At 59.5% G+C, this 19,606-nt stretch carries 16 protein-coding genes; 4 read left to right on the top strand and 12 right to left on the bottom strand.

Annotated elements, in window-relative coordinates; genetic code table 11:
• Positions 1-144: 144 nt before the first annotated feature.
• From ACYAS9_RS30735 to ACYAS9_RS30715, 5 genes are read right to left on the bottom strand one after another with little or no spacing between them, the layout of a single operon-like run.
• On the bottom strand, positions 145-1,746 hold the full coding sequence (locus ACYAS9_RS30735) for an ABC transporter substrate-binding protein (RefSeq protein ID WP_463572277.1): 1,602 nt from the start codon (positions 1,744-1,746) through the stop codon (positions 145-147).
• Positions 1,743-3,089, bottom strand: coding sequence for an LLM class flavin-dependent oxidoreductase (locus ACYAS9_RS30730; RefSeq protein WP_463572276.1), 1,347 nt, complete (start codon positions 3,087-3,089; stop codon positions 1,743-1,745). The genes ACYAS9_RS30735 and ACYAS9_RS30730 overlap by 4 nt, the downstream gene beginning before the upstream one ends.
• Before the next feature lie 12 nt (positions 3,090-3,101).
• Entirely contained in the window at positions 3,102-5,537 is a 2,436-nt protein-coding gene (locus tag ACYAS9_RS30725; protein ID WP_463572275.1) for a TonB-dependent receptor plug domain-containing protein, read from the bottom strand.
• Positions 5,538-5,542: 5 nt separating this feature from the next.
• Positions 5,543-6,502 carry an ABC transporter substrate-binding protein gene (locus ACYAS9_RS30720; protein WP_463572274.1) on the bottom strand — a complete coding sequence of 320 codons (960 nt, stop codon included), beginning with the start codon at positions 6,500-6,502 and terminating at the stop codon, positions 5,543-5,545.
• A gap of 5 nt (positions 6,503-6,507) precedes the next feature.
• Positions 6,508-7,338 (bottom strand): class II aldolase/adducin family protein, encoded by an 831-nt coding sequence (locus ACYAS9_RS30715; protein WP_463572273.1) that lies wholly within the window; start codon positions 7,336-7,338, stop codon positions 6,508-6,510.
• Positions 7,339-7,867: 529 nt separating this feature from the next.
• On the opposite strand from ACYAS9_RS30715, the gene ACYAS9_RS30710 reads away from it, so the two are divergent.
• A complete protein-coding gene (locus tag ACYAS9_RS30710) occupies positions 7,868-8,911 on the top strand; it encodes an ABC transporter substrate-binding protein (RefSeq protein WP_463572272.1) in 1,044 nt (347 codons plus the stop codon).
• 261 nt (positions 8,912-9,172) lie between these two features.
• On the opposite strand, the gene ACYAS9_RS30705 is transcribed toward ACYAS9_RS30710, so the two are convergent.
• The gene (locus tag ACYAS9_RS30705; protein WP_463572271.1) at positions 9,173-9,670 is read right to left on the bottom strand and encodes a hypothetical protein; all 498 of its coding nucleotides are present in this window, start codon (positions 9,668-9,670) and stop codon (positions 9,173-9,175) included.
• Positions 9,671-9,894: 224 nt separating this feature from the next.
• Positions 9,895-10,641, bottom strand: a complete 747-nt coding sequence (locus tag ACYAS9_RS30700; protein ID WP_463572270.1) for an outer membrane beta-barrel protein — start codon at positions 10,639-10,641, stop codon at positions 9,895-9,897.
• Positions 10,642-10,837: 196 nt separating this feature from the next.
• Between ACYAS9_RS30700 and ACYAS9_RS30695 the strand changes: the two genes are divergently transcribed.
• Positions 10,838-11,077: a hypothetical protein gene (locus ACYAS9_RS30695; RefSeq protein ID WP_463572269.1), complete on the top strand. Its 240-nt coding sequence runs from the start codon at positions 10,838-10,840 to the stop codon at positions 11,075-11,077.
• A gap of 158 nt (positions 11,078-11,235) precedes the next feature.
• Here the strand turns inward: ACYAS9_RS30695 and ACYAS9_RS30690 are convergent, their stop codons facing one another.
• The 3 genes from ACYAS9_RS30690 to ACYAS9_RS30680 form a co-directional block, all read right to left on the bottom strand.
• Positions 11,236-12,171, bottom strand: a complete 936-nt coding sequence (locus tag ACYAS9_RS30690) for a hypothetical protein (protein ID WP_463572268.1) — start codon at positions 12,169-12,171, stop codon at positions 11,236-11,238.
• Positions 12,172-12,332: 161 nt separating this feature from the next.
• Positions 12,333-14,537: an OsmC domain/YcaO domain-containing protein gene (locus ACYAS9_RS30685; protein WP_463572267.1), complete on the bottom strand. Its 2,205-nt coding sequence runs from the start codon at positions 14,535-14,537 to the stop codon at positions 12,333-12,335.
• 89 nt (positions 14,538-14,626) lie between these two features.
• Positions 14,627-14,809, bottom strand: a complete 183-nt coding sequence (locus ACYAS9_RS30680) for a hypothetical protein (RefSeq protein WP_463572266.1) — start codon at positions 14,807-14,809, stop codon at positions 14,627-14,629.
• A 149-nt stretch (positions 14,810-14,958) separates the two neighbouring features.
• Here ACYAS9_RS30680 and ACYAS9_RS30675 point away from each other — a divergent pair, with 149 nt between their 5' ends.
• Complete coding sequence (locus tag ACYAS9_RS30675; protein WP_463572265.1) at positions 14,959-15,222, top strand: hypothetical protein; 264 nt, start codon at positions 14,959-14,961, stop codon at positions 15,220-15,222.
• Positions 15,223-15,309: 87 nt separating this feature from the next.
• On the opposite strand, the gene ACYAS9_RS30670 is transcribed toward ACYAS9_RS30675, so the two are convergent.
• Positions 15,310-15,444, bottom strand: coding sequence for a hypothetical protein (locus tag ACYAS9_RS30670; RefSeq protein WP_463572264.1), 135 nt, complete (start codon positions 15,442-15,444; stop codon positions 15,310-15,312).
• Between the two features lie 73 nt (positions 15,445-15,517).
• Positions 15,518-17,143, bottom strand: a complete 1,626-nt coding sequence (locus tag ACYAS9_RS30665; protein WP_463572263.1) for a methyl-accepting chemotaxis protein — start codon at positions 17,141-17,143, stop codon at positions 15,518-15,520.
• A gap of 428 nt (positions 17,144-17,571) precedes the next feature.
• Between ACYAS9_RS30665 and ACYAS9_RS30660 the strand changes: the two genes are divergently transcribed.
• Positions 17,572-19,602 (top strand): TonB-dependent siderophore receptor, encoded by a 2,031-nt coding sequence (locus tag ACYAS9_RS30660; protein ID WP_463572457.1) that lies wholly within the window; start codon positions 17,572-17,574, stop codon positions 19,600-19,602.
• Positions 19,603-19,606 lie beyond the last annotated feature (4 nt).

Raw genomic sequence — 19,606 nt, 5'->3', positions numbered from 1 at the left:
ACGTTGGGCCGGACATCAATTTCCGTAGGAGCGAGCGGAGCTCGCGAAAGGGCCGGTACAGACGCAAGATTTTTAGCGTCTGGCCAATCGCATTCGCGAGCGCCGCTCGCTCCTACGGGTTCATTGTCAGGCGGACATCAGGGGTTATGGCTTCTCCAGCCAGGTATCGAAAAACTGCAACCGTGACGAGGCCTCGTAATGCAGGCCGTGCACGCGCTTGCCGTGGGCGATCACGGTGGCCAGTTCGATCAGCGGGATGGCGTGGCCCTGTTCGATCAGCTCGCGGCTGACTTCATCGACCCGCTGCTGACGCACCGCCGGGTCCAGGGTCGCGGCTGACGCTTCCAGCTTTTTATCCAGCTCATCGGCCTGGCGCTTGCCGTAGTTGCGCCCCGTCACATGAAACAGCGTGCGCAGCACATCCGGGTCGGCGCGGGTCAGGTTGTAGAAGTACAGGCTGATGTCACCACTGGCCTGCAAGGCCGAAACCTGGCTGATGGTCGTGCGGTTGAGGTTCAGCTCGATGCCGACACCCTTGAGCTGCTGCTGGATCAATTCGAGGATCGGCGTGTTCTGCCAGTAATCGACACGCAGGCTCAAGCGCTGACCGTCCTTGACCCGAATGCCGTCGGCACCCGGCGCCCAGCCGGCTTCATCCAGCAGTTTTCTGGCGCCTTCCGGATCATGGGCCAGCAAGGCCGACAGGTCCTTGTAGTACGGCGTGCTGCTGGCCAGCACCGACGTGGCCGGGCGTTGGTAGCGCGAAATGATGCTGCGCAATTGTTCGCGGTCGATGGCCTTGATCAGTGCCTGGCGCACGCGCACATCGCGGTACACCGGACGCGTCAGGTCCGGGGTCAGGTTGAAGACCACGCCAGGGTTGGCGCGGGTCAGCAACGGCAGGCCCTGGGCCTCAAGGGTTTTCTCGTTTTGTGCCACCACGCCGGTGTCGACGTCGATCTGCCCGGACAACAGACTGCCCAGCCGCACGCCAGACTCGGGCACGATCAGAAATTCGATACCGTCCAGCCAGGCCTTGCCTTTATGGGCTGCCAGTGACGAGCCCCAGGTGTAGTCATCGCGGCGCGACAGGCTGACCTTCTGGTTATGCACGAAGCTGTCGAGCTTGAACGGCCCGCTGCCGATCAGCTGGCCCTGGCAACGGTCGGCCGGGCTGCTGGCCAGCGTCGCCTTGGCCAGCAAGCCGAGGCTCATGGTCGAGGTGGCTTGCAGGAACTGCGCGTTGGGCTGGTTGAACTCGATCACCACCGTCAGCGGTTCCGGGGTTTCAATGCTTTTGAGCCCGGCCAGATAGGTCGACCCCAGAATCGAGCGCGCACCCAACGCCAGAATCTGCTCGAAGTTGGCTTTCACCGCTTGCGCATCGAGCGGCGTGCCGTCGCTGAAACTCACGCCCTCGCGCAGGTGAAAAGTAAAGCGCCGCGATTCGCCATCGACCTCCCAACGGCTGGCCAGCCAGGGCACGATGTCGCCGCTTTGCGGGTCCTGATCGGTGAGCGAATCGACCAGTTGCCGACCGACATTGAGCGCGGTGTTATTGCCGGCCTGATGTGGGTCGACGCAGTTGGGATCGCCATCCAGCGCGACCTTGAGCACGCCGCCGGCAACCGGCGCACTGGCGGCAGCCGGCGCGGCAGGCCTGGACGATTCGCCGCAACCGGCCAGTAACAGCAGCGCCAGGCTCAGCGTCGCCGGTTTGAACAACAGATTCACAGGCAGGTTCATGCGGCATTTCCGGCGGCTTTGCGGTTGGCGATATACGGCAGGCCAAGGTTTTCCCGCAAGGTCGCGCCCTGGTATTCACGGCGGAACAGCCCACGGCGTTGCAGCTCCGGCACCACGCCGGTGGCGAAGGCTTCGATGCCCTCGTGCAAGCCTGAGAACATCACATTGAAGCCATCGGCGGCATCGGCTTCGAACCAGCTTTGCAGGTCATCGGCAATGCTTTCAGGCGTCCCGATCAGAATCCGGTGGCCGCCGGCGGTGAGCTTGTTGAACAGCTCGCGCACCGTAGGCCGCTCGCGGCGGATCAGGTCGAACACCAGCTTCTGCCGGCTCTTGTGGGTGTTGGTGTCGAACTGCTCGGGCGGCAGCGGCACCACGTCGTCGAACGCCAGCTCGGACAAATCGAAACCCAGGCTGGCGAAGCGCGAGATGCTGCGCAAGAAGGTCTTGGGTTCCAGCAACTCCTGCAACTGGTCGTAGCGCGACTGCGCTTCGGCCAGGGTCTTGCCGACCACAGGCGAAACACCCGGCAGGATCTTCAGGTGCTCGGGATTACGGCCGAACTTCGCCGCCTGCTCCTTGATCTGCCGATAGAACGCCTGGCCCTGCTCGATGGTGTGCTGGGCAGTGAAAATCAGCTCGCCGGCGCGCGCCGCCAGGGCACGGCCGGAATCCGACGAGCCGGCCTGGGCGATCACCGGATACCCTTGAATCGGGCGCGGTGCATTCAGCGGGCCGCGCACCTGGAAGTGTTTGCCGTGGTGGTTGAGTACGTGCAGCTTGGCGGTATCGAGAAAGCGCCCGCTGGCCTTGTCCTGAACAAAGGCACCGTTCTCGTAGCTGTCCCAGAGTCCGGTGACCACGTCATAGAACTCTTCGGCGCGTTCGTAGCGGTCGGCGTGCAGCACATGCGCATCAAGGTTGAAATTCTCGCCACCGCCCAGCGATGTCACCAGGTTCCAGCCCACTCGCCCACCGCTCAGGTGGTCGATATTGGCCAGCTTGCGGGCGATGTTGTACGGGTCGTTATAGGTGGTGCTGGCAGTACCGATCAGGCCGATATGGCGGGTGACCACCGCCAGCGCCGGCAGCAGCACCAGCGGGTCCCAGCGCACACTGTTGGGGCCGCGCTCGAGCACATCGAGGTCGGCGTCGACATTGACCGTGTCGTTGAAAAACACCGCATGAAACTGAGCGGCTTCAAGGGTCTGGGCAATCCACTGAAAATGCCCGAAATCGCTGAACGAGTCCGGCGCGGCCGTTGCGTGCCGCCAGCTGGAGCCCATGATCCCGGCGCTGGGAATGAAGGCGCCGAGCAGGATTTGTCTTTCTGTAATGCTCATGAAGGCTCCTGATCAGAAGTCGTAGCTCAGGCGGGTGTACCAGAAGCCGCCATAGGGGTTGAACGGCGAGACGCTGCCGAATTTCGGGAAGCCGTTGACATCGCCGGCCGGGTAGCCGTTGTTGTCGGCGCGCACGTCGAACAGGTTGTTGGCGCCCACGGCCACACCGAGTTTGTCGGTGACCGCGTAGGCCACTTCCAGGTCGGTAATCCACTTGGCACCGAAGGTCGCGTCGTAGTTGGGGTTCACGTCGCGCGCCACGACCTTGTCGTAACGGGTGACGCCGAGGTTGATGTCGAAACGGTCGATCTTCCACTGGCCGCTGAGGATGAGCTTGGTCTTGGGGTTGGAAACGGTCAGGTAACCCTGGGCAACCCGGTCGAACAGCTCAAGACCGCTGCCGGCCAGCGCGCCCGGTGTGGACTTGATGCTGTCCAGGTCGGTCTTGTTGTAGTTGAACGCCACGCCGTACTTGACCGAACCGAAGCGGCCGTAGTCGACCCGGTAGTCGGTGACCAGGTCCACGCCGCGGGTGGTGGTGTCGGCGGCGTTGGTGAAGTATTTGACCCGGTAGCCCGGCTTGTAGCCTTGCTGCTGAAGGATCTGGTTGACGCCGTTGCCAAACAGAAAACCCGTCAGGGCGATGCGGTCCTTGATCTCGATCTGGTAGGCATCCAGCGTCACGTTGGCTTGGGGCAACGGCTTCCAGGTCAGGCCGAGGCTGATGTTGCGCGACTTTTCCGGGTCCAGGTCTTCGGCACCCAGCGCACGGGCCAGCGCCGAGTCGACGCGGGCGGTCTTGGCTTCGACGAACTGCGCCACGCCATTGACCGTGGTGTACTGGTTCGAGGTTTGCGCGTAGGCCGACTGCGACAGCGAAGGCGCACGGAAGCCGTTGCTCAGGGTGCCGCGAATCGCGAACTCGGGGGTGAAGTCGTAGCGCGCCGAGAACTTGCCGCTGGCAGTATTGCCGGCGCTGTCGTCGTATTTCTCGAAGCGCCCGGCCAGGCCCAGATAGAGCTTCTCGGTCGGGTTGACGCCCAGGTCCAGGTAGGTCGCGTAGCTGTTGCGGCTGGCCTGGGCTTCGTCTTCCGGCGTCAGGGTGATTGCGCCTTGCGCGCCCACCGCCGCCGGTTGTCCGGCCAGCGGCCCGCTCGGGTAGATATAGCCGCCGTTGATCCAGGCCTCGACGTCTTCGGACTCGGTCTTGTAGCGTTCGTGACGATGCTCGGCGCCCCACGACACTTGCAGCGGCTTGGCCAGGCCGACATCGAACGCGCGGGTCAGGTCGAGGTTATTGGTCCACTGGTCGAAGGTGTTGGTGTAGCTGTCAAAACGGGTCGGGCTGGCCGGGCCCAGCGAGGCGTTAAGGCTTTCGTCGGAGCCAGCCAGAGATTTAGCCCGGCCGAAGGTCGAACTCAGGTCCCAGTTCCAGTCGGCGATCAGGCCCTTGGCGCCGGCCGCGGCCTGAAAGTCGGTTTCGTCGAGGGTGTAGAACGGCGCGGTGCCGTCCGGGTAAATCTCGGGAATGATGTTGGTCGAGTTCGGCCGGCGGTAGTTCTGCCCGCCCTTGGCGTCGCGCTGGCTGTAGGTGCTGAACGAGTACAGGGTCAGGTCGTCATGAATCGGTAATTCGGCGTTATACGACAGGTTGTAGCCCTTGATCTTCGGCAGGCCGTTGCGCTGCACCTGGCGGTCGGCGCCGGCTTCGCGCGCGTCACCGGGGAAATACAGGTTGCCGGTGGAGTCGCGCGAGCGCACCGCGGTCTGCTGCGACTTGGCGTCGACCGAGATGTTCAGGAAGCCGTCGTTGGGCAGCGCAAAGCCCGAGTTGACCGCCGAGCGAATGGTGCCGCCGTCGCCGCCTTCGTAATATTCGCCGTACTGAGTGCTGGCCGAACCGCCGTGGTCGGTCTGCTTGAGGATGATGTTGATGACGCCAGCGATGGCGTCCGAGCCGTACTGGGCCGAGGCGCCGTCACGCAGCACCTCGACGTGGTCGATGGCGCTGACTGGAATCAGGTCCAGGTCGACCGGGTTGGTGCCGTAGGCGGACGACGAGTCGAGGTTGATCACCGAGCTGTTGTGGCGGCGCTTGCCGTTGACCAGCACCAGCACGTTGGAACCGTTCAGGCCGCGCAGGCTGTAAGGCCGGGCAATGCTGTCGTTGGAGCTGCCCGAAGGCCGCTGGCTGAACGACGGCAGGGCTTTTTCCAGCGCACCGCGCAGGCTGGCCTGGCCGGTCTTTTCCAGTTGCGCGCCACTGACCACGTCGATCGGCGCCGGGCTGCTGGTCACGGTGCGCGCCTCGCTGCCGCGCGAGCCGGTGACCACCACGGTTTCCAGGCTTTCGGTGCTGCTCTCGGCGGCCTGCACCGGTAACAAGGCAAAGCCTGCGAGCAGCAACGGCGCCAAGGCCAGGGGTGAATTGAAGGATGAGCGTTTCATGACAGTCAGGCTTCCAGAAAGGGTTTGAAATCGTCACGCCACAGCGGTCGCACATCGACGCGCTGGCGGATCAGACGGTTTTCGAAAAAGGTGTCGGCAACGCCTTGTGCCGAGACAATGGCCGGCTCGCTGATCGGCCCCAGGCTTACCGGCTGGGCGCGCTCGCGGAACTGGCGCAGGTACAGCGCGGCCTCGATGCCGGTCAGTTCGGCGATGTGTGCAGCCCAGGCTTCAGGGTGGGCGGCTACCCAGGCCCAGGTCGCCCGCTCGCGGCGCAGAAAATCGCCGATCTGCGCGCGCTTGGTCGGGTCATCCAGTGCGCCACGGCGCGCCGCGATCAGGGTGTTGCCCAGAAACGGGCTGTCGTTTTCCAGGCGCACACCGTGATCCTGAGTGGCCTGCAAGGCACTGATGCCGCCGGCGACCAGCGCATCGATATGGCCGCTGCGAAATGCGATCAGCGCTTCCTGCATCGGCATCGGCACCGGCTTGATGTCCGTCAGGGTCAGGCCATGGCGGTTCAGCAAATCGATCAGGTAATACTGGTTATTGGTGCCGCGCACATAACTGACGGTACGGCCCTTGAGGTCGGCGGGCTTGCCGATACCGCCGTCGCGGCCGACGATCAGGCCGATGTCCTGACGCGCGCCGGGCAACACGGCCACCACCGACAGCGGCACCTGGGCAATCGAGGCAAAGATCGGCGGCACCTCGCTCATCTGGGTGTAGTCGAGGCTGCCGCTGCTCAGGGCTTCAAGGACGATATTGCCGCCGGCGATGTCGACCCACTGCACCGGATACGGCGTGTCGGCCTGGCCGGCCAGCGCCATGAACGAGGCGGCAGAACCCTTGTAGCGCCAGACCCGCAAGGGCTCGGCGGCACCGGCCAGCGCAGGCGCCAGCAGGCAGCCGGCCGCCAGCGTGGCACTGGCGCCGAGCAGGCGACGTCGCGTCAGGACGGTCATGCGCCTCAGTCCAGCAGATCAGGTTGCTGGGCGATGATCTCGTCCCATAACGGCTGAAAGTTGAGCCACGCAAACAGCTCGCCACGCGCGCGGCCTTGCGCGGTCACCGGATCGCTTTGCGGAACCACCGGCACGCCGGCGGCGCGGGCCAGCAAGTGCGAGCGCGCCACGTCTTCGGCGAGGATAAAACGCCAGGCGGCACTCTCGACGCTCTCGCCGACCGTCCACACGCCGTGGTTTTGCCAGAACAGCAGGTTATTGCCGGCAAAGCTGTCAACGAAGGCGGCGGTCACCCGCTCACGGTCGTTGTCCAGGCGGCCATCGGCCGCGCGCAGGTCATGGCGACGGAAGATCGCCTGGTCCTCGATAAACGCCCCGGACTCTGCGGTGATCGGCTCGAACAGTTGCCCCAGCGACGACCAGGTGCGGCCATAAAAGCCATGCAGGTGAGCGATGCCGACCACTTCGGGCCGCGCTTGCTGAATGCCGTCGTGCAATTCCAGGGCGCTGACGTTGAGCAGGCCATCGCCCTCCACCACCTGGCCTTCACGGTTGACGCGCAGCAGTTGCGACACGCTGATTTTCGAGAACGGCACGCCCAGCGGGTTGATCCAGTAATGCTCGGGTTCGATCGGGTCACGGGCGGTGAAATGCCCGGCCAGCCCGACCTCGAAACCGTAACGGGCAAACAGCCGATACGAGGCGGCCAGACGCTGCTTGCGGTGCAGACGCTCCTGCAACGGGTCGGCGTGACGCGGCACGGCCTCAAGCTGCAGGCGGTTGTTGTCGTGGGGCAGGCTCAGCAGGCTATTGGAATACGGTTGTGTGTGGCTCATGCCGGTGCTCTCTTCTTGGCTAAGGCGGGTGCAGGCGGTTGCTCGTGGTTGGCGAGCGATAGTCAGAGCGAACGCGAGCGCTGCGCGTCGTGACTGGATCACAGCGCTCAGGGTCGGATTCACATCGGGCAAATGGCGGTCAGCGCACGGTGCAGTGCCGGGCGCCTGGGAGAAATGTAATCAGCTGTTCATCGGTTGGATCCCTCGCATGGCGTGTGGCAACTGCTCTCCTCCACCGTGCGAGGGGTCGGGTTGAGCGCGCGCTGACATGGATTCAGAACGCATCGTTTTGGTGCCTTGGCTAGAACATAAACGCAGGGATAACCGCTGTGAAATTCTTTAATGGAATAACCTAATATTAATAACGGTCATTTATCTGCAAAACATTCATCACGTATTGGCATAAAAATGCTGCAGGCGAGCCTGTCGTTCGAACCTATGGATATTCCTTTAAAGTATTTAAAGTAATTTTTTAATACCTATATGATCCATACCACGAATGCCACCATCGCCAAACACCGGAGCATGCATGTCCAGACCCACCCGTTTTTTCCCGCGTCTCAGCCGCCTGGCAACTACCCTGGGCCTTTGCACCAGCCTACTGGCCGGTGCAGTCATGGCGCCTGCAACGGCTCAGGCCGAGGGTGAGATCCGCATTGCCGAACAGTTCGGCATTGTTTACCTGCTGCTCAATGTAGTGCGTGACCAGAACCTGATCGAGAAACACGGCAAGGCCGATGGCCTGGACATCAAGGTCGACTGGACACAACTGTCGGGCGGTTCGGCCGTCAACGATGCGCTGCTGTCAGGCTCGATCGACATCGCCGGTGCCGGTGTCGGCCCGCTGCTGACCATCTGGGACCGCACCAAGGACCGCCAGAACGTCAAGGCTGTCGCCTCGCTGGGTAACTTTCCTTACTACCTGGTGAGCAATAACCCCAACGTCAAGACCATCGCCGACTTCACCGAAAAAGACCGTATCGCCGTGCCGGCCGTGGGTGTGTCGGTGCAATCGCGCTATCTGCAATACGCCGCCGCGCAACTGTGGGGCGACAAGGAATTCAACCGCCTCGACAAGTACACCGTCAGCCTGCCGCACCCGGATGCAACCGCCAGCCTGATCGCCGGCGGCACCGAACTGAACGGCCACTTCTCCAACCCGCCGTTCCAGGAGCAGGCGCTGCTGAAGAACCCGAACGTGCACGTGGTGCTCGACACCTACAAACTGCTCGGCCCGAACTCGCCGACCGTCTTGTTCGCCACCGAGAAATTCCGCGCCGAGAACCCCAAGACCTATAAGGCCTTCATCGAGGCCCTGAGCGAAGCTGAAGCGTTCGTCAAAAAAGACATTGGTGCCGCAGCAGATACTTATATCCGCGTGACCAAGGCCAAGATCGACCGCGCCGAACTGCTGAAGATCATCGACAAGCCCGAGTTCCAGTTCACCATCACGCCAAAGAACACCTACCCGCTGGCCGAATTCCTGAACCGCGTGGGCGCGATCAAGAATAAACCGGCGTCGTGGCAGGATTACTTCTTCCAGGACTCGTTTAATCCGTTGAAAGGCAGCTGAGTTGCCCGGATTAAAAAGACCCACATGCGTGTAATGCCGATCAATCAAGACAAAACACGGCCTCGTAGGAGTGAGCGCTAGCTCGCGAATGCTGCAGTACAAACACAGCAGATGTGCCGGTTTTACCGGCCCTTTCGCGAGCTTTACGCTCACTCCTACGTATTCGGTGCCAGACGAAATATCGGCGAAACCAGCTTACTGATCGGCATTACCCACGTGCGTGGGTCTTTTTCATTTAAACCTGGCAAGCGCCTGTCAGACTCAATCGACAGGGATCAAGTGCTGGCGCTGCTCCGGGCTCAGGCTATCGATCAAGGCAATATTGAGGTTGCCTGTAGAGGCACTCGCCAATGGCGCGCCCATATCGGCGGATGCATGTTCCGGGAGTTTATACATGGCACCTGTAAGAGGATCGACAACCAGGAAGCCAATCAATCCGCCAATCAGAAAGTTACCCCAATACCAACCACTCAAACTGGAATCCAATTGAATGGATTTGTCAGGATAACCTTCCTTTTTGAATCGCAAAGTATAAGTTTGCCCTGAAAAATAGCCATTACCGGACTTGAGGGTCACCGTCGACGGTGTATTGCCCGAATGGATCACCTTGCCTTTCTTGTCAGTGATTTCAAACGAAGCACCAACGGGAGCACTGGAAACAGCAACCGGATAACGCGACTCGCCCACAATGCTCGCACACCCTTGAATACTTATAACTGCCGCTATTGCAGCCGCGCCTGCCCATGTGCGAAACATCATCAAACAACTCCATAGTGCCGTCATTGGCATGACCGAGAACCGGCCGGCGGCGATTGTAGCTGAATGATGGCAAATGGGTATCTACTATTATTAACAAAGAGATAGCGCGTTTGATTTGCATGTTCAAATTCAAGACGCCAATCTTTTGGCAACTATAAAAAATAAAGGCGAAGCGCATTTTTCATACGCCTCGCCTTGGTGCATCGTGTTGTTGTAAAAGAAACTTAGAACGCCAGGCCGACCTTCACGCCAAACTCGTCGCGCTTGAGTTTGGTGTTGTCTGCCACTTCCGAATCGCCGTCCAGCTTGTATTCGGTGCGGGTGTAGTAAACACCGGCCTGAATAGGCAGGTCGCCTTTCTGGTTCATCAGCAGGCTGACTTCGGCGTACGGGTTGGTGCGGTCCTTGAGGTCGACGCTGTCGTTGCCGAAATCTTCGACATCCAGTTTGGCACGGCCATCGATGGTGCGACGGGCGCCGAGTTCGACACGCAGGGTCGAGGCGTCGAACTGGTGGTTGTAGCCCAGTGCGGCCTTGGCGAACGGCGACTTGTTGGTCAGCTCGACATCGACGCCATTGATCGCCGGCTCGAAGCGCGACCAGCTGTAGCCGCCACCCACAATCACATCGACGAAGTTACGGGCGTCAATCGCCGCGCGCCAGCCAAGGTCCAGGTCTGCCTGGGCTTCCTTGAGCTTGTTATCGTCTTTCTCGCCGTACTTGGCCTGGCCACCGATCTGGTAAACGAAGCCGGATTCAGCGGTCATCTTGTTGCCGAAGTTGGCGAATACACCGCCTTGGCCGAGGTGGTCGGAGTCGGACTCGTCGCCACCTTCGAACTTGAATTTGTCGTAGCTGCCCAGCACACCGAAGGTGAACAGCGGATCAGTGCTGGGCGCAGCTACGGCAGCCAGAGGTGTACCCAGCAGGGCCAGGATGCAGGTGTGACGTAGCAGTGTGCGCGTGGACATGTATGAAAAGTCTCCGTGACTGAGTGGTGAATAAACGCACCACTATGAGGCGCAGACTTTGTGAAAAGTTCGAAATAAATTGACGCATAGGTCAAAAAATCGTGAATGGACCAGCGTTATCAAGCACTGGAAACGTGCCAGCGAACGGTGCAATTGCTGATAGTCTTTGCCTGAACCCGATAACAAGGTGAATCCCATGTCGCTGGTTGACGTAGTGATGACCGATGTCGCAAGGAATGAAGCGATCACGATCCTGACCGAGATTGAAAAGGCTGAAGGACTGCTGGAAATGTCCCAACTGGCCGGGGTGGCCGAGGGCTTTATACGAGGGTTGGCGTGTGGCCTGGCGATTACGCCGGGTGATCTTGAGGTGCTTGAAAGTGTGTTTGATGAGGCGGTGAGTCGGCGGATGGCGGCGATCAGGCGCGGGGAATAAAGGCGGGCCTTGAGAGGCCCGCCCGTTCAGATCAATGCATGAACAGTGCAATCAGAATGATCACTGGAATAGGCACGCCGAGAAACCACAAGAGTAAGGAACGCATTGTTAATCTCCTGACCCGGACACCGCCGGGAAAAATAAGGTGCAATCAAGTTTCAGCCCAGGGTGGCGCGGTCACGCACCGGGGTGTCGTACGGGTCTTCGATCCACTGTGCACGATCACGCTGACGACCGCCGAACAGTGCAGCAAAGCTGGCAAAGAAGGCGCCGCACAGCAGGGCCACAAAGGTCCAGAGTGCAGTGTGTGCAGCAACGCTTGCGGCGGCATCGGCCGCTTTTTGAGCCGCAACTTTGGCGTCTTCGGCGGCTTTGCGAGCCTCGGCATAGACCTGATCCACGCGCTGTTCAGCTTCCTGCTGAGTCAGGCTGGTGCGCTGGGCAACGAATTGCGCCAGGTAGGTCCGGTCTTCGGCATTCAGCGTGGCATCGCCGGCCAGGGCCTTGTTGAAAATGCGGCTGGTGACGCCTTGGGCGTCGGTCTGGCTGGCCTGAGCGGGGTCGGTGCTGCGCAGCAGCTTGTCGATGAAATAGCCACCCTCGTCCTTGCCATTGGCGGCCGCACCGGCTGCCGCTGCGCCACCGGCGCTGACTACCGCGCCAGCCGCCTGGCCGCCCGCTTGCACAACGCTGCTGGCGGTTGCGCCAATAGTGCTGGCCAAGAGAACGGCGGTGACCAGCGAGGCAACGGCCCAGGCCAGGAAACCATGGCTGGTGTCGCGGAAATACACCTCGTCACCGTGCAGGTTGGCCCACTTGACGCGCAGACGGCCTGCCAGATAACCGCCCAGGCCCGAGGCCAGGATTTGCGTGACCAACAGCCACACGATCGTTGATACACCCAGCGCTTTGGCACTGACGCCTTCATTGGCCCATGGCGACGAGGCTGCAAAGCCAAGTCCGGCGCCCAATACCAGTAAAATCATCGACAAGGCGGCCGCCGCAGCAGCACCGGCGAAGATCGCCGCCCAGGAGACGCCCGATTGGTTGGCCCTGTCGGGCGAGTAGTTGGGGTAATGCACAGGTGTGATCATGATTGCAGGCCTTTGGCAGTAAAAGGATTGGTCCATCACTGGTTGTGACCCGCGGTTGAGCAGATGTTTCAAAATATTATCGGCAATCGACCTGCGGGCTAAAAACCCCCGGCGCATAAAGCAAAAAAGCACCCGAAGGTGCTTTTTTGGCTACGTAATGCTTAACGCGATGAAGCCACGCTATTGGCTCGTGCCGTGTGCAGCTTTTTGTAGCTGTCGATCAGGCGCAGATGCCGGTCGAGGCCTTCGAGCTTCATGCTGGTCGGGGTCAGGCCGAAGAAGCGCACGCTGCCGTCCACCGAGCCCATCACCGCGTCCATGCGCGCGTTACCGAACATACGGCGGAAGTTGACGATGTAATCGTCCAGTTCCAGCTCGTCGTCCAGCAGCACTTCCAGCACCACGTTCAAGGCTTGATAAAACAGGCCGCGCTCGACGGTGTTGTCGTTGTACTGCAGGAAGGTTTCTACCAGTTCCTTGGTTTCTTCAAACTTCTTCAAGGCCAGATAGATCAGCAGTTTCAATTCCAGAATCGTTAACTGACCCCACACCGTGTTGTCATCAAACTCGATGCCGATCAGTGTGGTGATGTCGGTGTAATCGTCCTGATCGCTCTTTTCCAGACGCTTGACCAGCGCTTTAAGGCTGGCATCGCTCAGGCTGTGCAGATTAAGGATGTCGGCGCGGTACAGCAGCGCCTTGTTGGTGTTGTCCCACACCAGATCTTCGACCGGATAAATTTCCGAGTAATCCGGCACCAGAATGCGGCAGGCCGTGGCGCCTATATGCTCATAGACCGCCATGTACACTTCTTTGCCCATGTCTTCGAGAATGCCGAACAAGGTGGCGGCTTCGTCGGCATTGGAGTTTTCACCCTGCCCCGAGAAATCCCACTCGACAAATTCGACTTCCGACCTGGCACTGAAGAAGCGCCACGACACCACACCGCTGGAATCGATGAAGTGCTCGACGAAGTTGTTCGGCTCCGTTACCGCGTGGCTTTCAAAGGTCGGCTGGGGCAGATCGTTCAGGCCTTCGAAACTGCGACCCTGCAGCAATTCGGTCAGGCTGCGCTCCAGCGCCACTTCAAAACTTGGGTGCGCACCGAACGAGGCAAACACGCCACCGGTGCGCGGGTTCATCAGGGTGACGCACATCACCGGGAATTGCCCGCCCAGCGACGCATCTTTCACCAGTACCGGGAAACCCTGTTCTTCAAGCCCCTGAATACCGGCCAGAATGCCAGGGTATTTAGCCAGCACTTCTTGCGGCACATCCGGCAAGGCGATTTCGCTTTCGAGAATTTCGCGCTTGACTGCACGTTCGAAAATTTCCGACAGGCACTGCACTTGCGCTTCGGCCAGGGTATTGCCGGCGCTCATGCCATTGCTCAGGTACAGGTTTTCAATCAGGTTGGACGGGAAATACACCACTTCGCCGTCCGACTGACGTACGAACGGCAGCGAACAGATACCGCGCTGCACATTGCCGGAGTTGGTGTCGTACAGGTGCGTGCCACGCAGTTCGCCGTCAGGGTTGTAAATCTCCAGGCAATACTCGTCGAGAATCTCGACCGGCAACGCGCCTTTAGGGCCGGGCTTGAACCAGCGCTCGTCCGGGTAATGCACAAACGCCGCGTTGGCAATGTCCTCACCCCAGAACTGGTCGTTGTAGAAGAAGTTGCAATTGAGCCGCTCGATGAACTCGCCCAGCGCCGACGCCAGGGCGCCTTCCTTGGTCGCGCCCTTGCCGTTGGTAAAACACATCGGCGAATGGGCATCGCGGATGTGCAGCGACCATACGTTGGGAACGATATTGCGCCACGAAGCGATTTCAATCTTCATGCCCAGGCCGGCCAGAATGCCGGACATATTGGCAATGGTCTTTTCCAGCGGCAGGTCCTTGCCGGCAATGAAGGTGCTGGCATCGGAGGCTGGATCGAGCATCAACAGGGCATCGGCATTGGCGTCCAGATCGTCCACTTCTTCAATGACGAACTCGGGACCGGCCTGCACCACCTTCTTGACCGTGCAGCGGTCGATGGAGCGCAAGATGCCCTGACGGTCTTTGTCGGAGATATCCGCCGGCAACTCGACCTGAATCTTGAAGATCTGGTTGTAGCGATTTTCCGGGTCGACAATGTTGTTCTGCGACAGGCGGATGTTCTCGGTGGGAATATCGCGCGTGGCGCAGTACAACTTGACGAAGTAAGCCGCACACAGAGCCGAAGAAGCCAGGAAGTAATCGAACGGCCCCGGTGCCGAACCATCGCCCTTGTAGCGAATGGGCTGGTCGGCAATGACGGTGAAGTCGTCGAACTTGGCTTCAAGTCGAAGGTTGTCGAGAAAGTTAACCTTGATTTCCATGCGGGATTACCATGACCACGTAACACAAATTGGCGGCCATTATCCCGATTTAGCAGAGGTAAGTCTTGTGCTTCTCGGGCACCGGCACCTCAGCTTGCCGGTGTGCGGCGCAGGATCCTCAGCAACAGGAAACCGGCATTAGGCACCATCATGATCGCAAACATGCCCCAGAAACCGACCACGCCCGCGCCATTCAGCGACGCACCCAGCACAATAAAGCACAGGGTAAGCACCATCTGATTCAATCCTGCACCCGTCGACTTGCCTTTCATTGAAGCTCCTTGAGTCAATCCATACACCGCTGGCCATTCTACTGACTGCGGCTCTATCCGACTATTCGCAGCGCATTGTCCGAGTGTTCAACTACTTTGAAAAATGATCAGCCCATGACGGGCTGGCTTTTCAAAAAAGGAGTATCAACATGCGCAAGATCATCTTTGCACTGGCGGCATCCGCCATGCTGGCCAGCACAGTCGCTTCCCAGGCCCTGGCAGAGAGCGAACTTGAGAAAGGCATCAGGCATGACAATCGTGAACTCGATAAAGGGGTTGAGCACGATGCCAAGGAAGTTGGCAAAGGCGTCGATCACGATGCCAGGGAAATCGACAAGGGCGCCAAACATGATGATGCCGAGCGCCACAAGGCAGACAAGCACATAGACAAGGAGGTCAAGAAAGACCTGTAAGGGCCAGGCCCTGTACAAACCGGCGCTGCATTGGCTGCAGCGCCGATCGCCTGAAACGCGGCGCAGGTCACCTTCTGGCCGCGAACACTAGTCGTCGTCATGCTCATCGTCGAAGAAAGAGTCGGCGCTTTCATACTCTTCGTCATCAAGGTCATCGCCTGCGAACTCATGATCCAGCAAGTGTTCGTGCTCGGGTTCGAAGGCGTCGTTATCAGTGCTCATGTCACTACCTGTCGTTACAAAGGGGTAAGGCGCCCTGTATAGAGCGCGGATATCGGCAGGTCAACCAGGTAGATCAAATCACGAAGCGGGCGACCATGCCGTTCAGGTCCACCGCCAGTCTCGACAGTTCATGGCTGGCGGCACTGGTCTGGTTGGCGCCGGCGGCCGACTGGGTGGCCAGGTCGCGAATGTTCACCAGATTACGGTCCACCTCGCGCGACACCTGAGCCTGCTCTTCGGAGGCGCTGGCAATCACCATGTTGCGCTCGTTGATGGTTGAAATGGCCTCGGTGATCTGCTCCAGCGCCTCGCCTGCCGCACGGGCCAGCTCCAGGGTGGTTTGCGTGCGGGTGGTGTTCATCGCCATGGACTGCACGGCGCTGCCGGTCCCGGTTTGAATGCCGGCGACCATCTGCTCGATTTCGCGCGTCGATTGCGCGGTGCGATGCGCCAGCGCTCGTACCTCATCGGCCACCACCGCAAAGCCCCTGCCCGCCTCGCCGGCCCTGGCCGCCTCGATGGCCGCGTTCAACGCCAGCAGGTTGGTCTGCTCGGCAATCGAGCGGATGACGTCCAGCACCTTGCCAATATCGCGACCTTGCTCGGCCAGGCCCTCGATCAGGGTCGAGGTGGTCTGTACATCCTGCGTCATGGCCTGAATCGCCTGAACGGTCTGCACCACCTTGTCGCGGCCCTGGCGTGCGGTGTCAGTGGACTGTTGCGAAGCCTGGGAGGTAGAGACGGCATTGCGCGCCACTTCTTCCACGGCGGCGGTCATTTCATTGACTGCCGTGGCGGCTTGTTCGACCTCATCATTCTGTTGCTGCAGGCCCCGCGACGACTCTTCGGTCACAGCGCTCAACTCTTCTGCCGCCGAGGCCAGTTGCGTGGCAGAGCCTGAAATCATTTCGATGGTCTTGCGCAGGTTCTGCTGCATGATCGACAGCGCTTCGAGCAAGCGGGCCGGTTCATCCTTGCCGTCCACCTCGATAGGTTTGGTCAGGTCACCTGCGGCAATCTGCTGCGCGGCACTGACGGCTTTCGACAAGGGCGCGACAATGCTGCGGGTCAATAACCAGGCCAGCAATACCGTCATTAACGAGGCGACTATCGCGACACCGATAATGGCGACAGTTGCTCCGTCATATTGCTCACCGGCGACCCTGGACGATTCGACAGCACTGGCTTTATTAACGTTGATCAACTGCTTGAGCTGGCTGCTCAATGACTCTGCAACCTCGCGCATTTTAGCGTTGACCAGTACGCGGGCTTCCTCGACTTTATCCTGGCGTGACAATTGTGTTTGTTGACTTAGAAGATTCAGGTATTGAGCGAGCGTCGCGTCGAACTGCTGATAAATGGCTTTCTCGTCAGCGTCCGCTGGCAATGCGCTGTAGGACGACTTGGCAACCTGCAATTGACTGATGGTTTCCGTGAGTCGCTGCTCGCCTTCCTGCAGCATGTCAGGCTCACGGTTGACCAACAGCCGAAGGGACAAGAGCCTCAGGCGCAGTACATCTTCGTTGACCTCCCCAAGAAACCCTACGCTTGGCAAGGAGTTGCTTTCTATGTCGACGGTCGCCTGACGAATCAGGGACATGCGGTTCAGCGCAAAAACGCCCAGAAGGATGACCAGCAGTGCAATGAATGCGAACCCAAGAAACGCCCGTGGCGCAATATTGATAGTTCGAAGGGTCATGGAATTATTCTCATCGAAGTCGTCAGCGTGAGCGTTCCATGCGGTGACCGTTATGAAACAACTGACCGTGTTTCATAACGCGGGGGCGACAACTGCAGCTTTGACACACCTTGTTACGTCTATCGGCACTGAAGCTGTATAGGTTGAGCGCAACTTGAAAGTTATTTTCTGACGTCAAGGGGCCGTCTATCGCGCTGTTACAGACATGAATGGTAATGGTTATCACTTTGTGTATCTTTTAGAATATGATTGCGCCGCTAAAGTCTTGTATTGATGTGACAAAACCTAAAAATTTTTAGCGGGTAACTTTTAAATCAAGGGGATTCTCGAGCATGACCGATACCAAAACCAGACTGATTGCTGCCCGTGCGCCATGGAGTCTGGCCACCAGGGCCGTTCTGGTGTGTGCACCTCTGGTGGCCGCTCCTATGGGTGTAAATGCTCAAGAGACGAGTGAAATTGCTGAGGACGGTACTTATCGTCTCGCACCGATCATCGTCAACTCCCAGGCGGCAGCCAGTGACGACTCGCTCTCGGTCGTTGCGCAGGAGCTTTGGGTCGGAGGCAAGGTTGCCACCAGCATTCTCAACACCCCCGCTTCGGTTTCCGTGGTCACGCAAAAGGAAATCGAACAGCGCAGCGCCAGCACCACAGAAGAAGTATTGCAATACACCCCAGGCGTTCTTACCGACTACTACGGCACCGATGACCGCAACGACTACTTCAAGATTCGCGGCTTCCAGGCGACCACCTATCGCGACGGCATGACCCTGGGCTCAATGCGCGGCGTTCGTGAAGAGCCTTTTGCCTATGAGCGCGTCGAAGTGCTGCGTGGGGCCAACTCAACACTGTTCGGCCCTGCCGATCCTGGCGGCTCGGTGAACTTCGTGAGCAAGAAACCGCGTTTCGAGAAGTTCGGTCAAGGCTATGTGACCTATGGTTCCTTCGACCATATGGAGACCGGCATCGATGTCGGCGACACGTTGAACGAAGACAAAACACTGGCCTACCGACTCACCGGCAAGTTCCAGGACAGCGAACGTGAATACGACCATTCACAGGACGATAACAAGTTCCTGATGGGCGGCCTGACCTGGGCACCGACGGCCTATACCTCCGGCACGGTGATTTTTGACTACCTCAAGACCAAAAGCTCACCCAACAGCGGCGGTTATCCGCTGGACAAGGAATACAGCCGCAAAAAATTCTTTGGCGAGCCTGACTACAACTTCCATGATGTCGAGCGCAGCAGCCTCAGCGGCAACTTCACCCATGATTTCGATAATGGTTTCGTGCTGCGCAGCAACCTGCGTTACAGCGAACTGACCGATAATTTCGGTTACGTGTATCTGAGCGATTCCGCCGCACGCACCGGCACCATGGTTGATCGCTTTGCCTTTGGTACCGACACCAAGGCCGATCAGCTTAACGGCAACCTGATGCTGCAATACGATGCGCGCTTCGAGAATATCGACAGCAGCACGATGGTCGGGGTCGAGTATCGCGATGCATCGACCAAGGACACTTCGGTCTACGCCCTGACAACACCGATCGATATCGCCAACCCGGTATACCGCGGTGCGCCAGCCGGCCTGGAGCCCTACAGCCGCAACAAACAGGACTACACCACCAAGTCGGTATTCCTGCAGCAGAACCTGTCGTTCTATGAACGCTTCATCGTCACCGGCGGTGTGCGCAACGACTCGCTGGACCTGTCCAGCACCGACATTACCGGGATCAGGGCTTCGGATAACTTCTCGGAAACCTCTGTTCGCGGTGCGCTGACCTATATCGTCACCGACGAAGTTTCGACGTACGTGAGCATGGTGGAGTCGGTTGCACCGCCAACCATCGGCGTCACGCCTGAGCGCGGCAAACAGTACGAGCTTGGCGTGAAGTACTCGCCGATGGGCATGAATGCACTGTTCTCGGCAGCCATTTATGACCTGACGCAAGAAGATGTTTCTATCGCCGTTGTGCTGCCCAGCGGCATCATTCAACAGCAAACCATCGGTGAGTCCCGAGTGCGGGGCCTGGACCTGGAAGCCAAGGCTGAAATCACCAACGACATCAGCCTGATCGGCGGCTACTCCTACATGAAATCGGACGTCCTGCGCGGCACGCTGTACAACGGCGAATCGCTCAAGGGCAATGAATTCTCGGCGGCGCCCCGGCATTCGGCTTCGCTGTGGAGCTACTACACCTTCCCTGGCACCAAGATCAGCGTTGGCCTGGGCGCTCGTTATGTGGGCACCTATTACTTCAACGAGACCAACACCGGTAAAAGCGACGCCACGACACTGTTCGACGCCGCCTTCAACTACCCGATCGCCAAAGGCACCGACCTGGCAATCAACGTCTCCAACCTGGCAAACGAGCAGCACGTGGTCGGCACCGGCACGGCCGACTTCTATAACCCTGGCCGCGAAGTAACGGCCAAGCTGAGCTACAACTGGTAAATCG

The sequence above is a fragment of the Pseudomonas sp. HP_08 genome (assembly GCF_055284095.1).
Note: the sequence above shows the minus strand (reverse complement) of the source record. Positions and strands in the feature narration are given on the sequence as shown.

Excerpts from the sequence above, each read along its gene's own strand:
- ACYAS9_RS30735 (WP_463572277.1), bottom strand. The coding sequence starts at position 1,746 with ATGAACCTGCCTGTGAATCTGTTGTTCAAACCGGCGACGCTGAGCCTG.
- ACYAS9_RS30730 (WP_463572276.1), bottom strand. The coding sequence starts at position 3,089 with ATGAGCATTACAGAAAGACAAATCCTGCTCGGCGCCTTCATTCCCAGC.
- ACYAS9_RS30725 (WP_463572275.1), bottom strand. The coding sequence starts at position 5,537 with ATGAAACGCTCATCCTTCAATTCACCCCTGGCCTTGGCGCCGTTGCTG.
- ACYAS9_RS30720 (WP_463572274.1), bottom strand. The coding sequence starts at position 6,502 with ATGACCGTCCTGACGCGACGTCGCCTGCTCGGCGCCAGTGCCACGCTG.
- ACYAS9_RS30715 (WP_463572273.1), bottom strand. The coding sequence starts at position 7,338 with ATGAGCCACACACAACCGTATTCCAATAGCCTGCTGAGCCTGCCCCAC.
- ACYAS9_RS30710 (WP_463572272.1), top strand. The coding sequence starts at position 7,868 with ATGTCCAGACCCACCCGTTTTTTCCCGCGTCTCAGCCGCCTGGCAACT.
- ACYAS9_RS30705 (WP_463572271.1), bottom strand. The coding sequence starts at position 9,670 with ATGATGTTTCGCACATGGGCAGGCGCGGCTGCAATAGCGGCAGTTATA.
- ACYAS9_RS30700 (WP_463572270.1), bottom strand. The coding sequence starts at position 10,641 with ATGTCCACGCGCACACTGCTACGTCACACCTGCATCCTGGCCCTGCTG.
- ACYAS9_RS30695 (WP_463572269.1), top strand. The coding sequence starts at position 10,838 with ATGTCGCTGGTTGACGTAGTGATGACCGATGTCGCAAGGAATGAAGCG.
- ACYAS9_RS30690 (WP_463572268.1), bottom strand. The coding sequence starts at position 12,171 with ATGATCACACCTGTGCATTACCCCAACTACTCGCCCGACAGGGCCAAC.
- ACYAS9_RS30685 (WP_463572267.1), bottom strand. The coding sequence starts at position 14,537 with ATGGAAATCAAGGTTAACTTTCTCGACAACCTTCGACTTGAAGCCAAG.
- ACYAS9_RS30680 (WP_463572266.1), bottom strand. The coding sequence starts at position 14,809 with ATGAAAGGCAAGTCGACGGGTGCAGGATTGAATCAGATGGTGCTTACC.
- ACYAS9_RS30675 (WP_463572265.1), top strand. The coding sequence starts at position 14,959 with ATGCGCAAGATCATCTTTGCACTGGCGGCATCCGCCATGCTGGCCAGC.
- ACYAS9_RS30670 (WP_463572264.1), bottom strand. The coding sequence starts at position 15,444 with ATGAGCACTGATAACGACGCCTTCGAACCCGAGCACGAACACTTGCTG.
- ACYAS9_RS30665 (WP_463572263.1), bottom strand. The coding sequence starts at position 17,143 with ATGACCCTTCGAACTATCAATATTGCGCCACGGGCGTTTCTTGGGTTC.
- ACYAS9_RS30660 (WP_463572457.1), top strand. The coding sequence starts at position 17,572 with ATGGGTGTAAATGCTCAAGAGACGAGTGAAATTGCTGAGGACGGTACT.